At 61.6% G+C, this 14,479-nt stretch carries 12 protein-coding genes and 1 tRNA gene; 6 read left to right on the top strand and 7 right to left on the bottom strand.

The genetic code is table 11. The features are described 5' to 3' along the window. The first annotated feature begins 187 nt into the window (after window positions 1-187). The 3 genes from EAV90_RS08680 to EAV90_RS08670 all read left to right on the top strand — a co-directional run bounded on the left by EAV90_RS08680 (window position 188) and on the right by EAV90_RS08670 (window position 5,125). On the top strand, window positions 188-1,360 hold the full coding sequence (locus tag EAV90_RS08680) for an efflux RND transporter periplasmic adaptor subunit (RefSeq protein WP_164936841.1): 1,173 nt from the start codon (window positions 188-190) through the stop codon (window positions 1,358-1,360). Next, entirely contained in the window at window positions 1,357-4,500 is a 3,144-nt protein-coding gene (locus tag EAV90_RS08675; RefSeq protein ID WP_129143184.1) for a multidrug efflux RND transporter permease subunit, read from the top strand. Before EAV90_RS08680 ends, EAV90_RS08675 begins: the two co-directional genes overlap by 4 nt. Window positions 4,501-4,561: 61 nt before the next feature. Next, on the top strand, window positions 4,562-5,125 hold the full coding sequence (locus EAV90_RS08670) for an invasion associated locus B family protein (RefSeq protein WP_164936840.1): 564 nt from the start codon (window positions 4,562-4,564) through the stop codon (window positions 5,123-5,125). Between the two features lie 9 nt (window positions 5,126-5,134). Here the strand turns inward: EAV90_RS08670 and EAV90_RS08665 are convergent, their stop codons facing one another. From EAV90_RS08665 to EAV90_RS08635, 7 genes are all read right to left on the bottom strand, one after another. Next, window positions 5,135-5,497: a DUF1428 domain-containing protein gene (locus tag EAV90_RS08665; protein WP_122403759.1), complete on the bottom strand. Its 363-nt coding sequence runs from the start codon at window positions 5,495-5,497 to the stop codon at window positions 5,135-5,137. 340 nt (window positions 5,498-5,837) lie between these two features. Further along, the gene (locus tag EAV90_RS08660; RefSeq protein WP_129143183.1) at window positions 5,838-6,254 is read right to left on the bottom strand and encodes a hypothetical protein; all 417 of its coding nucleotides are present in this window, start codon (window positions 6,252-6,254) and stop codon (window positions 5,838-5,840) included. 47 nt (window positions 6,255-6,301) lie between these two features. After that, complete coding sequence (locus tag EAV90_RS08655; RefSeq protein ID WP_129143182.1) at window positions 6,302-7,015, bottom strand: HNH endonuclease; 714 nt, start codon at window positions 7,013-7,015, stop codon at window positions 6,302-6,304. Window positions 7,016-7,060: 45 nt separating this feature from the next. After that, window positions 7,061-7,960 carry a type I restriction enzyme endonuclease domain-containing protein gene (locus tag EAV90_RS08650; protein WP_245509480.1) on the bottom strand — a complete coding sequence of 300 codons (900 nt, stop codon included), beginning with the start codon at window positions 7,958-7,960 and terminating at the stop codon, window positions 7,061-7,063. After that, window positions 7,893-9,113, bottom strand: a complete 1,221-nt coding sequence (locus tag EAV90_RS08645; RefSeq protein ID WP_347338797.1) for a DUF6538 domain-containing protein — start codon at window positions 9,111-9,113, stop codon at window positions 7,893-7,895. The genes EAV90_RS08650 and EAV90_RS08645 overlap by 68 nt, the downstream gene beginning before the upstream one ends. Window positions 9,114-9,187: 74 nt before the next feature. Beyond that, a tRNA-Gln gene (locus tag EAV90_RS08640) sits at window positions 9,188-9,261 on the bottom strand. A 310-nt stretch (window positions 9,262-9,571) separates the two neighbouring features. After that, complete coding sequence (locus EAV90_RS08635) at window positions 9,572-9,934, bottom strand: hypothetical protein (protein ID WP_245509479.1); 363 nt, start codon at window positions 9,932-9,934, stop codon at window positions 9,572-9,574. 513 nt (window positions 9,935-10,447) lie between these two features. Between EAV90_RS08635 and EAV90_RS08630 the strand changes: the two genes are divergently transcribed. The 3 genes from EAV90_RS08630 to EAV90_RS08620 all read left to right on the top strand — a co-directional run bounded on the left by EAV90_RS08630 (window position 10,448) and on the right by EAV90_RS08620 (window position 14,432). Next, complete coding sequence (locus tag EAV90_RS08630) at window positions 10,448-12,499, top strand: BTAD domain-containing putative transcriptional regulator (RefSeq protein WP_164936839.1); 2,052 nt, start codon at window positions 10,448-10,450, stop codon at window positions 12,497-12,499. A gap of 132 nt (window positions 12,500-12,631) precedes the next feature. Further along, entirely contained in the window at window positions 12,632-13,465 is an 834-nt protein-coding gene (locus EAV90_RS08625; RefSeq protein WP_208738477.1) for a phosphatase PAP2 family protein, read from the top strand. A gap of 10 nt (window positions 13,466-13,475) precedes the next feature. Then, window positions 13,476-14,432 (top strand): G1 family glutamic endopeptidase, encoded by a 957-nt coding sequence (locus EAV90_RS08620; protein ID WP_164936838.1) that lies wholly within the window; start codon window positions 13,476-13,478, stop codon window positions 14,430-14,432. The last annotated feature ends 47 nt before the right edge of the window (window positions 14,433-14,479 follow it).

The following is a 14,479-nucleotide window of genomic DNA, read 5'->3' as shown; positions in this document are numbered from 1 at the left end:
AAAATGCAGTGCTGCACACGGCCGCGCCAGACCACTGCCCACGGGGTGCAAAGCTTTCCAATTGTTTAGGATTCTCAACCGATAGTGCTGTTTACACTGGAACTTGGCGTGTATTATACATCGCGATGGAACTCTACGGTTGCCCTATTATTCGTAGCTGAGGGCACACGAGCCGACACGAGACGACATGAAAAAGTCCCGGCCGATCCTCTGGCTTCTGATTATCGCGGCCGTGGCCTCCGCGGGCTATTATGGTTGGCAGAAATTCGGCTCATCCCAGGCTGGCAAAACCCAGACCGCACAAAAAGGTCCGCACCGGCCTCCCGCCGTCCCGGTCAGCGTTGCGCCGGTCCAGAAAACAGACTTTCCGGTCTATCTCGCCGGTCTGGGCACGGTTCAGGGTTTCAATACGGTCCAAGTCCGAACCCGTGTGGATGGCCAGATCGACAGGCTCGAATTTAGAGAAGGCCAGATCGTCAAGCAGGGCGATCTCCTCGTCTCGATCGACCCCCGTCCCTATCAGGCCGCGCTTGACCAGGCGAAGGCCAAGAAGGCGCAGGACGAGGCTAGTCTAGCCAACGCCAATCTCGAACTTCAGCGCGCGATGAGGCTCGGCGAATTTGCGACCGCACAGCGGGTGGATACCCAGCGCTCCACGGTCGCCCAGCTCACTGCCCAGATCGCCGCCGACGAAGCCGCGATCGCCAACGCCCAGACCCAGCTCGACTACACCCAGGTCAAGGCGCCGATCACCGGTGTCGCCGGCCTGCGCCAGGTCGACATCGGCAATATCGTGAACGCCTCGACGCAGACGGGCATCGTCACGATCTCGCAGGTCGAGCCGATCTCGGTGATCTTCACGGCGCCGGAAGACCAGCTCCCCTATATCAGCGAGGGCCAGAAAGCCGGCGCGCTCAAGGTGATCGCCTTCACGACCGACGGCAAGAAGACGCTCGCCGAGGGCAAGCTCGCGGTCATCAACAATCAGGTCGACACGACCAGCGGGACGATCCGGCTCAAGGCGGTGTTCGACAACAAGGACCACACGCTGTGGCCGGGCCAATCGGTCTCGACCCGGCTCCTGGTGCGAATGCTCAAGGATGCGACCGTGGTTCCGGATGACGCGGTCCAGCATTCAACCAACGGACTCTACGCCTATACCGTCAATCAGGACAACAAGGCCGAGGTGCACAAGATCAAGGTCAGCTATGGCATCGACGGGCGCTCGGTCATCGAGGAAGGCTTGAGCCCAGGCCAGCAGGTGATCGTTGGCGGTCAGTTCAAGGTTCAGCCCGGCAGCCTTGTGTCGACGGCGGTGGCAAGCTCGGATCCAGCCCAGAACAAGGTACGACAGGAATGATTGGGGGCGGGATTTCGGCACCTTTCATTCGTTATCCCATCGGCACCTCGCTGCTGATGGCTGGCATTCTCTTCGTCGGTCTCGTCGCCTATCCCCTGCTTCCGGTTGCGCCCCTGCCGCAGGTGGACTTTCCGACCATCCAGATCACCGCCAACCTGCCCGGCGGCAGCCCCGAAACGATGGCCTCGTCGGTGGCGCAGCCGCTCGAGCGGCAATTCGCCCAGATTCCTGGCATCGCGCAGATGACCTCGACGAGTTATCTGGGCACGGCATCGATCACCATCCAGTTCGACCTCAACCGCAGCATCGACGGCGCCGCGAACGACGTGCAGGGCGCCATCAATGCTGCCAGCGGCCAGTTGCCGAAAAACCTGCCTTCGCCCCCGACCTACCGCAAGGTCAACCCCGCCGACGCGCCGATCCTGCTGCTGTCGGCGACATCGGAGACGCTGCCGCTGACCAGCGTCAGCGACGCGGTCGACGCCCAGCTTGCTCAGCAGATCAGCCAGCTCTCGGGCGTCGCCCAGGTCTTCATCGGCGGCCAGCAGAAGCCCGCCATCCGCGTCCAGGTCGACCCGGCGAAACTCGTCGCCAAGGGCCTGTCGCTGGAAGACGTGCGCAGCCAGATCGCGATCACCACGGTCGACAGCCCCAAGGGTAATATCGACGGCGAAAAACGCGCCTACACGATCTATGCCAACGACCAGCTCACCCATTCGAAGGACTGGAACGACGTCATCATCGCTTATCGCAACGGCGGTCCGTTGCGGATTCGCGACATCGGCCAAGCGGTCAGCGCCGCTGAAGACGCCAAGCAGGCGGCCTGGGCCAACGGCAAGCGCGGCGTGTTCCTGGTGATCTTCAAGCAGCCGGGCGCCAACGTCATCGAGACCGTGGACCGGATCAAGGCGACCCTGCCCCGCCTCGTTGCAGCGATCCCGCCCGCGATCAAGGTCGAGCTGATCAGCGACCGGACCACGACTATCCGCGCCGCAGTCGAGGACGTCCAGTTCACGCTGCTGCTGACCATCGCGCTCGTGGTCATGGTCATCTTCATTTTCCTGCGCAGCTTCTGGGCGACGGTCATTCCCACGGTCACGGTGCCATTGGCGCTTCTGGGCGCGTGCGCCTTGATGTGGGTGGCCGGCTATTCGCTCGACAATCTATCGCTGATGGCGCTCACCATCGCGGTCGGTTTCGTCGTCGACGACGCCATCGTGATGCTCGAGAACATCACCCGTTACATCGAGGAAGGCGAAACCCCGCTCGCGGCCGCCTTCAGGGGCTCCAAGGAAATCGGCTTCACCATCCTCTCGATCAGCATCTCTTTGATCGCGGTGCTGATCCCCCTGTTGCTGATGGGCGGCATCATCGGGCGCCTGTTCCGCGAATTCGCCGTCGTGCTGGCCATGACGATCTTCGTCTCGATGTTCGTGTCGCTGACGCTGACGCCGATGATGGCCTCGCGCTTCCTGCGCGCTCATGGCGAAGTCCGCCACGGCCGCTTCTACCAATGGAGCGAGCGCGCCTTTGACGCGATGCTGCGCGGCTACGAATATGTGCTCGACCACGCCCTGGCTTGGCGGCGCACCACGCTCGCAATCTTCTTCGCCACGCTCGGACTGTCCATCTACCTGTTCGTGCTGATCCCGAAGGGCTTCTTCCCGCAGCAGGACGTCGGCCTGATCACGGCCACATCCGAAGCCTCGCAGGACATTTCGTTCAAGGAGATGATGAGACGCCAGGAGCAGCTCGGCAAGATCATCATGGCCGATCCCGACGTTGCCAGCGTTGCCATGGCGATCGGCGGCAGCGGCCGCGCCGGTAACAACGGCGCCCTGTTCATCACGCTAAAGGCTCGCGACCAGCGCGAGGCCTCGGCACAGCAGATCATCGCACGCCTGCGTCCACAGTTCGACAAGGTCGAGGGCGCCCGCCTCTACATGCAGGCAGCCCAAGACGTCCGGCTCGGCGGCCGCCCGACTCGCACGCAGTTCGAATTCACCTTGCAGGATGCCGATCTCGCCGAGCTCAACGAGTGGGCGCCGAAAATCCTCTCCAAGATGCAGACGCTGCCGGAGCTGCGCGACGTCGCCACCGACCAGCAGACCGAGGGCACCACGGTCCAACTCAAGATCAACCGCGACACCGCCTCGCGCTATGGCATCCAGCCGCAGCTGATCGACGACACGCTCTATGACGCCTTCGGACAGCGACAGGTCACGCAGTATTTCACCCAGCTCAACACCTACAAGGTGATCCTCGAGATCCTGCCGGAGATGCAAGGCAATCTCGACAGCCTGAACAAGCTCTATCTGAAATCGCCGCTGACCGGCGATCAGGTGCCGTTGTCGACCTTCGCGACCTGGACCACCGATCCGGTCCGCCCGCTCTCGATCAGCCACCAGGGCCAGTTCCCGGCGATCACGATCAGCTTCAATCTCGCGCAAGGCGTGGCGCTCGGCCAGGCCACGGAGGCCGTGCAGCGGGCAATGGCCGAGCTCGGTGCGCCACCGACGCTGAATTCGAGCTTCCAGGGCACGGCGCAGGCGTTCCAGCAGTCGCTCGGCACCGTGCCTCTCTTGATCCTCGCCGCCCTCGTCGTGGTTTATCTGATCCTCGGCATTCTCTACGAGAGCTACATCCATCCGATCACGATTCTGTCGACGCTGCCCTCGGCCGGCGTCGGCGCGCTCGCGATCCTGATGGCCGCCGGCTTCGACTTCAGCCTGATCGCGCTGATCGGCATCATCCTCTTGATCGGCATCGTGAAGAAGAACGGCATCATGATGGTCGATTTCGCGATCGCCGCCGAGCGCGACGAGCACAAGACGCCGGAGGAATCGATCCGCCAGGCCGCCCTGCTGCGCTTCCGCCCGATCATGATGACGACGATGGCGGCGCTGCTCGGCGGCGTACCGTTGATGCTCGGCCACGGCACCGGCGCCGAAATCCGCCAGCCGCTCGGCTACGCCATGGTCGGCGGCCTGATCGTCAGCCAGGCGCTGACGCTGTTCACCACACCCGTCGTCTACCTCTATCTCGATAAGCTGAACAACTGGTTCTCCACCTGGGGCCGTTCGGGTGGCGAAGGCGATGAGGCGCCCGAGCGCGGCAGCGTCAAGGAAGCCGCCGAGTAAACTTGCGCCGCGACTGCCGCGACGCTACAGCGAGACCCCGGTTCGCAAATGTGGTTTCGCCATGCCGATGCAATCCAGACTTGTCGCCCTTGCCGCTGCTGCCCTGTTGTCAGCGGGCGCCGCACATGCCCAGCAGGGCGCCAAGAAGAACGCCGCTCCTCCGGCCGCGCAACCCGCGCCTGCCCCGACGCAAGCACAGGCCGACAGCGCTTCCGGGCAGCCCGGCTGGATCGTCCGCTGCACCAGCGCGAGCCGCGATGCGCCGCTCGAATGCGCGATGGAGCAAAACGCGGTGCTGACCAAGACCGGCCAGACCGTCGTCCTGATCAACATCCGCATCACGCCCGACACCCGAACGCCGATCGCGCTACTGCAATTGCCACTCGGCCTCAATCTTCCCGTCGGCGCCAAGCTCCAGGTGGACGAAGGCAAGACCGTCGATCTCCAGATCCAGACTTGCGAGAACCGTGGCTGCTACGCCTCGACCCCGGTGGTGCCGGACCTGCTCGCCGCCTTGCGGTCGGGCAAGCAGCTGAAGGTCTCCTTCCAGAACATGGCCAAGGAGACGATCGCGATCCCGATGCCGCTCGGCGATTTCGCAGCAGCTTACGACAAGATCAAGTGACGGGCTTCTTTAGGCTGCGATGTCGCTCGCCCGAAGCAATGTCGTGAAGCCGCCATAGATCATGCGCTTGCCGTCGAACGGCATTCCCTCCATCTTCAGACGCGGGTCCGCCATCACCTTCTTGTTGACGGCATCTCGGCTCTCGCGATCGCGGTACACGATCCAGGAGAACACCACGACCTCGTCCTCCTTCGCCATTACCGCGCGCGGAAACGAGGTGAGTTCTCCATAGGGAACGTCGTCACCGATGCATTCGACATAATCGAGTGCGCCGTGCTCCATCCAGATCGCGCAGGCGGTCGTCGCCAGCGCCTTGTAGGCCTCGATCTTGTCCTTCGGTACGGCGAGAACGAAACCATCGACATAGGGCATGAGGGATCTCCTTGGGTTGTACGGCCCAAGGACGATACAGCGCGCTGCGATCCGACCTGAAAATGCGAATGTAAGGTGAGGCAAACCGTCGCGAGCAGCGAGGCGGCCGATGAACCTGGCATCCTGCGCCTCATCCTGCGCAGGGGGCTTGGAACCATACCTGGAAAAGTGCCTGGAGCTGGCTGGGGAACCTGGATACGCTCCGAGCCCGGCCTAATACCCTGAACTCAGTGGATTTTTGGATCGGCTGCCCCTTTGTGGGAGCATTGTGGGATCACGTCAAGACCGTCCGAAGACTATGGCCCCTGGCGGGGTGGGATAAGATGATCAATCCAGTTCGCTAACGGTGCCAAACGGATCGGACGTCAAAGTGGGTCTTGCAGCTCGGACATATCGCGCTCGCTCCTCCCGGAGCCCTGGCGATCCTGACGTGCCTGCCGTCCGTCATGCAATGCTGGCAAAAGGGAAACTCGGCAACGTCTCCGTCTTGAAACACCTCATACAAAAAGCCATTCTCGTAGACCGTGTTCTCCGCCTTGAACGTCACCTGGGCAGTTAGGTCTGCTGCGCGTTTCTCTAGCTCTGCGATTTTATCGTTCGCTTCGACAAGGGCCATCTTCATATCAGCGACATCGCTCATCAGCTCCGCCACCTTCGCTTTCCAAGTGGCGGCATCGAAGTCCTTTTCTATGTCTTTGATCGCCTTCAATGCTTCGAGTGCTTTTGTGCCCACGCTCAGTGCGGACATAATATCCATCTCTATCTCCTAAGTATGCTCTCAACGAATTCTAGGGCCGTGTCATCCTAGTCAGGCTCTTCACGGTTGCCGCAGCTCAAACAGATCACCCCATTCCATGGCCCCTTATTGCCGCATCTTGAGCAAACCCAACTTGGGTGATTGGAGGTCGAGGTAACACCTGCTCGTCCAGCCGCCGATACCACATGGACAAGATTTCCATTGGCTTGAACAACTTTCCATCCAGGCGCGATCCATAGCTCCTCTTGTATCAGGAACCCCAGCGTGCCTCCCTTCGTGACAGGTGTCGGCAGGCCAGCCCATAGCTCTTGGATTTCCGCTTCGGATATGTCGCCCGAATTGATCGCGACCTGCAATCGAGCGAGAAGTTCACCCTTACGATTGTCTCGCAACACGCGATCCGCAGTCGCCTTCGCCAGCGCTATTTTTGAGCCGATCTGCTTTAGGTAGATCGAGGTGGCGGGCGCTGGGTCGATTACAATTGCACCTTTGCTGCGATTGCAAGGAGCGTGCGCTGGGACCCAATTCTCATAATTGTCAAAATCGAACGTATTTGAAAGCCCGAAATGAGTGCGGACGGCGGCAGCCTTACCCCCGCCAACCGCGTTAAGGGGAATAACGTGGTCGATCTCGCAACTCTGGAACGCTACGGGCTCGCGGCACCAGAAGCATTGACCGTTCCAGGCCTTCCAAATCCCGAATCTCTGGTGCGGCGCTATGCTTTTTCTCGACGTCCTGCTGGTTTGATTGTCAGCAGACATAACATGCTCGCGAGTTGGTTGGCGGTGCTGGCTGGTTGGAGCATTTCATCTTTGTAGCGGGGTGGCCCTCTCTTGCCTTCTCGAGAAGATGAAGGCCCACACCGCATTCACCTTCTCGTTCCAAACGGACTCTGGGTAAGGGTCCTCGGGCAGCTCGTTCAAGGTGAACCGAATGGTGCTCTGAATGGCCGCTCGCGTCTGCTGCTTGTTCTGCCACTCAGCGACAGCAAGTTGCTCCTGCAGCTTCTCCAACAGGTCACGGGCCACTTTCTTCACGGCGGCCTCCTGCGCCTTCGTGAGCTTCGGTTCGGGCTTTGTAAGCAAGTCGAAGATCGCAAGTTCATCCTCGCTCAGGTTCTCCCGCGCGGCCCGACGCTCCTCTTCATCCATCTCGGCTGCAAGAGCCTTGAGCGCCTCGAAGAACGCTTCCACCTGTACGGTTCCGAGGTTGTATGCTTCGACTAGCTTCTCCAACTTCTCGACAAGATGCACTCGCGTCGGGTTGCGTTCTGCCATGTGATGTGCCTTTGCCTCCACTTCGGAGCGCAGTTGCTCGGCAGCGGTTCGTGGTCGGCTGGAGAACAGCTTGGCGAGCTTGTCGAAGTCGATAGCTGAGAGGTCAACACGGCCTCCAGCCTCGTCTCCTTCAATGATTGGAGCCGTGATCGCGACGCCTTCGATCTTCTCGTCTAGCAGCGCTTCGATCTTTGCTGATACGGCAGAGATGTCCACCGGTCCCAGCTTGCCACGAATAGCCTCGGCGATGACGTGCAGTGTGGCGACAGGCTTCAAGTATGGCGCGGCTCGTTCATCTGGCAGAAGCGCCTTGTAAGCCCGAACGGTTGCGCTCACGACACGGAAGTATCCACGTCGGCGATCATCGGGAGCAATCAGCGCCTCGACCGCCTGTCCAATCAGCTTGGTGCGATCCAGTCCCTTCACCATTGCGATAGAGGCCGAGCAGAGGGAGCCAGTACCTGTCATCCTTAATGATCACCGATCCGGGTCGCGAGCGACGATCCTTCGATAAGCAGCCCGTCCACACGGGTGAAGCAAATAGTCGGGTGAGCGGTTCTCCCTCCCACATGTCCCGACCATGCCGCGCACGGCCCTTTTTCGGGAACTCAAACCCGTATGCCGGATTTTCTCCTGAGTATTCTCCGCGCCGCTTCAGGTATGCAAAGAGCACGCCGAGTGCGGAGAAGTGGCGCTTGATGGTGGTCATGCTCAGACGCGGAATGTCCCGCCCCTTCGTCTGATCCGCGATCTGTTCAAGCGTAAGGCCCTCCCATTCCCTGCTTTTCGAGTACAGTTGCGGCAGAGCTCTCAGTAGATCGTAGAACTTGGTCAGGTCGGTCTTGACATAGGCCGCGACAGGCTTGTCCCCGCAACACTCCTCGAACATCCGATAGCTCGCCTTATTCTGCGCGAGTGTTTGTCCGCGCCAACCCTTGTCCTTCTCAGCGAAGTCGAGAAACCGTGGCAGTACCTGGGTCAGCGGGAGGCCGGTCGGCACCTCAACTGCGGGCTTGCTGCTCTTCTTTGCCGGCAGGGGCGCCTCGCCGACGGAAGGGAAGTTGCCGAGCGTTCGCTGTCGTACCGTTTCCCACAACTCGACGTTTGCCTGAAGGATGCCGTGGGCGAGAGCGTTCCGGTATTCTTCTGGGACGTTATGAGCCTCCATCACCTCGTCGATCAGAGGACGCTGGTGGCTGTAGGCCCTTGAAGCCAACTCACCGCGAGCGGTAGCAAGTTCATGCTCAATCCACTCGAGGTCCACACTTGCGTGCGACTTGCCCGGCACAGGCGAGGCGAATATCGGGGCATTTGGGGTTTCGGCCCGACACCACATGTCGCGGTCTAATCGTTGCTTGAGGTAGGTTCGTAGAATAGCCGGAAGGTCGGTCTTGTCCGTCGTCGTCACTTCTTGAATGAGCCTTCTAAACTCTTGGTCCAGTCCGCTGGCCCGACACTCCGCCAAGCGGAAGACGCGCGTCCTCAGCGACAGAACGATCTCCCCGTTGGGGCTCATTGGAATGCGCCGACGGTAGTAGTACACGCCGCGCTTTTTGGTGATGTGGAAGCATTGTGGGAGCATTTTGAGCGGGTCTCGGCAAGAAGGCGGAATGCCGCGCCGAAAATCCCAAGATGCTCAGGTCATTAGCGGGTTGGTGGCTGGGGAACCTGGATTCGAACCAAGACAAACAGAGTCAGAGTCTGTTGTGCTACCGTTACACCATTCCCCACCGAAGCGCTTGAAATCGCTAAGCTTTCTTCGGAGTCTTGCGAGGCTGGCTGAAAATTTTGCAAATCAGCGGCTCGCAGGCCGCTCATATAGCCGCGCTGATCTTCGCGGTCCAGCCCTTCTGTGAACATCGTTGCTTGTTCTTGCTGCGTTCACGCCCGAGCGAAACGTCTTGGCGCTCCTTTTCGGAATAAGCGCGGAGCGCATGTTCGCGGCACCGCGTCTGCAAGCTCACCTCGGTGATCTCAGCGTGCACGGGACGTGCGCGCAATGGCCGGATCGGATGCGACCATTCCGACCAGAGCACGCCATCAATGCGTGCGACCGATGTGGACAACGATCTCACCCTTGCCGTTCGCAATCATCACCTGGCCGTATTCGTCCTGCGGCGGACTTTCCTCGTAGCGGAGTGGGATCGTCGTGATCTCCTGCAGAGCTTCCCCGCTCGGCTCCTGGGCATTCACGTCGAGGATCAGGATCTTCGGATTGATCCCCTGCGGCGTGCGCTTTGTCAGGCGGGCTTGCCAGCCGTTGGTCGGCACCCGCACGTCTCCCGTCATGATCAGCTTGGGCGGCGCGCCGGGCGCACGATCGATCCAGACTTTGAAGGTGTTTCTCAGCAGGACAGTCATGATACGCCTCTCCCTTGCCAAGTTGCGCGACACTTCGGTCACGAACGAAGCTTAGACCGGCGAAGCGAAGTCGGCCGTGAATCAGCCGTGAATCCGGCGTGCGCGCAACGCGCCGCGTCGACGGGCGCGGGACTTGCCGTACACGATACCGTCATCTCTCCCTGCCGGCCTTCCGCCGCCGCGCACGATATGTCGGACAAGGCGAACAAGTCAGATCGAGTTCGCGCGTGAGTTGTCGACGGCGCGGCGACTGCCCCGCATGCCGCCGGAGAGCCGCCGATTCACGCTGATTTCACGCTCCTCGGCTCGAAGTAGCGAGCTTTTTTCATTCCGCCCGCAAGTCGCATTTCGATCATTCCGCAACCCTTGACCATCCGACGACGCGAGATGTACCATTCCCGAATTGCATCAGATCCGGCGGGCTGTATTCCTGAGCTCACCTGTCATTGGCTTCGCAGACCGCGCGAACCGATCGTTTGCATTCTGCCAAGTCTGGCCACCCGGAACCTGCCCTCCTACAGCGTCGTCGACATCATCGACGGGGGATGGGACGAGATGTCGGGAGTCAACAGCAACGAGGCGGTTGGCGCAGACGAGCCCCGCCACCTGACACTTAAAATCATCGGAGCATTTTCGGCGTCCGTGGACGGGCACGAGGTCGGGCTCGGCCGAAAGGCGCAAGCGCTTCTCGGCTACATGATGCTCTCCTCCGCACGCCAGTTGCCCAGGAGCAAGTTGGTCGGGCTGCTCTGGAGCGAGAAGGAAGACCCGCTCGCAAAGGGTTCGCTGCGCCAATCGTTAAGCCAGATTCAGCGCGAGCTAAAGGCGCTCGGTTGCCCGCACTTCCATGCAGACCAAATCCACGTGGCACTCGAGATCGAGCGGGTGACGTGTGATCTGGTCGAGATCATCTCGGATGCCGAGCGCGGTATCGTCCATCCACTATTGCTCACGCGCGAACGCCTGACCGACGATATCCTCGACGACCTGGAGGGCGTCGATCCGGCATTCTCGGAATGGCTCGCAGAGACGCGCCCCCTGATCCACGAACGGCTGATCGACGCGCTGACGAGGCTGCTGCCCAGTGAGACCGACCCCGTCGTGGCGGCAACCGCGGAAGCTGCTGCGAAGGCGATCCACCGGCTGGATTCCGAAAACGAGCGGGCCATTCGTGTTCTCATCAAGAGCCATCTCGCGACCGGGAGCATTGGCGCGGCACTCGCGATCTATGCGCGCCTCTGGCGCCAACTCGAAGATGCTTACGACATCGAGCCGCACAAACTGACGCAGGACTTGATCGCCGGCCTGCGGCAGCAGCAGCCCGAAACCGTCGTGCGGCCGGCTGCGTCCGCCGTAGCAGCACCCGCTGTCGCCCTGGCCGGATCCGTCGTCAGCCGGCCGTCGGTCGCCGTCCTTCCCTTTCGCGCGCTCTCGCCCACCCTGGAGCCTCAATTCACGATTGGCGTCGTCGACAGTGTCGTCCAGGCTCTGTCGGGATTGAAAGAGCTGTTCGTCATTTCCCGCGGCTCCACGATGATCCCGGCATCGCAGACGCCGGATCTGCGTGCAATCGGCCGCGATCTCAATGCGCAATACCTGCTTCATGGAAGCATTCAGCGCGCCGGCGATCAGATCCGGATCTCGACCGAGCTCGTTGCCGCCGAAACGGTCGAAGTCGTCCGCGTCGATCGTCTCAGCGGGACTGCAGCCGATGTCTTCGACTTGCAGGATCGCATCGCCGTCGAGGTCATCCGCTCGCTGGCGCCCCAAGTCCGCGATCGGGAGCTTCATCGCGCTATGCAGAAGAGACCAGACGATCTCGACGCCTATCAACTGGCGTTGGTCGGTTACGATCAGATGTTCAGTCCGGAGTACACGACGTTCGTGACGGCGCGAACCAACTTCGAGCGGGCGCACATGCTCAGCCCCAATTGGGCTCCGCCGCTGTCGTACAGCGCGATCTGGCACATGCAGCGCGTGGCGCGCGGATGGTCCGCGAATGCATTGAACGAGCGCGATACCGCGCGTGCCCTCGCCGAAAGAGCGCTGGAGCGCAACTCGGCAGATCCGCTCGCCAACGCCGTCGGCGGTTACACGTTGTCGCAGTGCAAGCACGACCATGTCGGGGCCCTCAGCCAGCTTGACCGCGCGATCGAGCTTACGCCGAACCTGGCGCTCGCATTCGCGTACCGGGCCGCGGTGCATGTCCGCTGCGAAAACTACGAAGATGCGCTCCGCGATGCGGCAGTCAATCTGCGCCTGTCCCCGAGAGATCGGCACGCATGGTTCGCCGAGATGATCTCGGCTCAGGCCTATTTTGCCAAGCGGGATCTCACATCTGCCATCGAACACGCGATGCGGGTTGCGATGCAATTGCCCAGCAACCAGGTGAACCTGCGCGTCCTCGTTGCCGCACTCGTGGAGAGCGGACGTCTCGACGATGCGCAGACTTTTGCCCAACCCCTGATGACGGCGGGCGAGATCGATCTGAGGTGGATCACGACGTCGCCGTGGCCGAAGCCGACCCTGACGCGGGTCGAAGCAGCGCTCTCACGGCTGGCGACACTTCAACACGGAGACGGCACGAGCGGCACCGACGAATTCTAAACAGAGGAGGCACACATGGCAGGCGGATACGGGGGATATGGCGGTTACGGCGGATATGGCGGCTATGGAGGCTACGGCGGGTATGGCGGGTATGGAGGCTACGGCGGCAACGCGGGCGGATCAGGCGGCGCCATGTTCAGCGATCGCGTCGATCGCCCGTTCATAAGCGAGCGCGATATCGCCGGCGCCAGATTCGATCCCAGCGGCTTTGGCATGAGGCTGTGGTCGACCCGTTGGTACGCCTGGGTCGTGATGTCCGATCTTGCCAGCCGGGCAGATTGGCTCGACAGGCTCGGCGGATTTGCGCTGCTCGGCGCCGGGCCAACCCCTTGGGCCGGGGCGCTTGACGACGATATCAGCGCCTTGAGAAACATGGCAGTTCACGAGCGCGCTGCGGCCCTCGACGACATCGTATCCGAGGCCGACGAATTCATCAGCAAGTTCCTGCATCTGGTGTCCGCGACGGCGACGACGCACCCGGCGACATCGCGCATGCTGATCGTCGCCGACGCGCTCACGGCATTGATCACGATGCACTACAAGGCTCATTTCAATCGTCCGCGTCCAACCCAGGTCGTGCCCGGCCTCATGTCGCCGATCCAGCACGGCGGGCATGCGTCCTACCCAAGCGGTCACGCTACCCAGGCTCACGTCTTCGCGGCTCTGCTCACGGAGGTCATACCGCCATCCCTCGGCGTTCCAGCCCCCGCGCCGGGAGTCGCGGGGAGAACCACGATCGGAAAGACGCTTGGTGCCCTTGCCGACAGAGTGGCGCGCAATCGCGAAATCGCCGGCCTCCACTATCGCTCGGATACCATGGCAGGCGTGACACTCGCAGCCGCGATCACTGACAAAATTCTCCTCGATCGGACATACCTGCCGAAGTTCAGGGAGCTCGTCGACAACGCCAGGCGCGAGTGGGCGGACACCGGTGTCTTCGCAGGAGGGAAAGATGCGCAAGAGTGATGGCTACGGCTTGTACGAGGTCGTGCCGGAGGGCTTCAATCTCCTAGAGGCCAGCTCGGACAAGCTCGATCTCTACGGCATTCCGCAAAAGCCGGATGTTCTCACCGAGCCGGAGCTGTTCAAATTTTGGACAACTCTCGTTTCGCCGCGCTTTTCCGCGAAGCGACCGACGTTCAGCACCATCGACCCCCCATCGCTCGGAGGAGCACTTGAATCGATGTTGAATTGGTCGGGGGCGCTGGTCTCCACGCCCTGGCCGCAGCGGATCGTTTTCGCAGCAGGCGGATGGAAGGTGCCGGCCGTGCGTCAGCCGTCCGCGCCGGCGCTGAACACGCACTCCGACGACCCCAAATCGTTGTTGTGGGTGGGCCTCGACGGCCGCAACGGCAGGTTACCCAATACGTCCCTTCCTCAAATCGGCACCGGCCACTGGCCCAACCGCAAGCCAAATCACTTCGCCTGGTGGGACTGGTGGCACAACTCGGACGAAAAGGACATGACGCCGCAAGCGATCACGGTGATCGACAACCTGCCGATCGAGACCGGCGATGAGATCCTCGCGGGTCTTGCGGTGCAGGTCAGCGGAGACGTTCTGTACTTCATCAAGAACCAGAGCACCGGCGAATTCCGCTCGTTTCTCGTCCGACAGCCGCCCGGAGAGATCGAACCGCTCGGATCATCGGTGGAATGGGTGATGGAGCGGCCGACCGACCCGAGCAGCGGCGACCTGTTTCCGCTTCCGGATTATGGTTCCGTGGATTTCAGCTACTGTGTGGCGCGGGCTGCGGACGGAGCGGTCGGGTCAGGGCGCATGATGACGCTCGCCGACAACGCACTCATGATCGAGATGCGCGAGAATTTCGCCAATCCCGAGCGAACCGTCATTGTGTCACGCGCGGCACTACGGCAGGAGAACGCGAGCACCCCGATCGGCGTCACGTGTACATTCCAGGATCCCATGGCGTGAGCTAACAAAGCGCATTTCGGGCCGGACCGCGGAGAAGCGGCCGCGTC

The sequence above is a fragment of the Bradyrhizobium vignae genome (assembly GCF_004114425.1).
GTDB classification, from domain to species: Bacteria; Pseudomonadota; Alphaproteobacteria; order Rhizobiales; family Xanthobacteraceae; genus Bradyrhizobium; species Bradyrhizobium vignae.
Note: the sequence above shows the minus strand (reverse complement) of the source record. Positions and strands in the feature narration are given on the sequence as shown.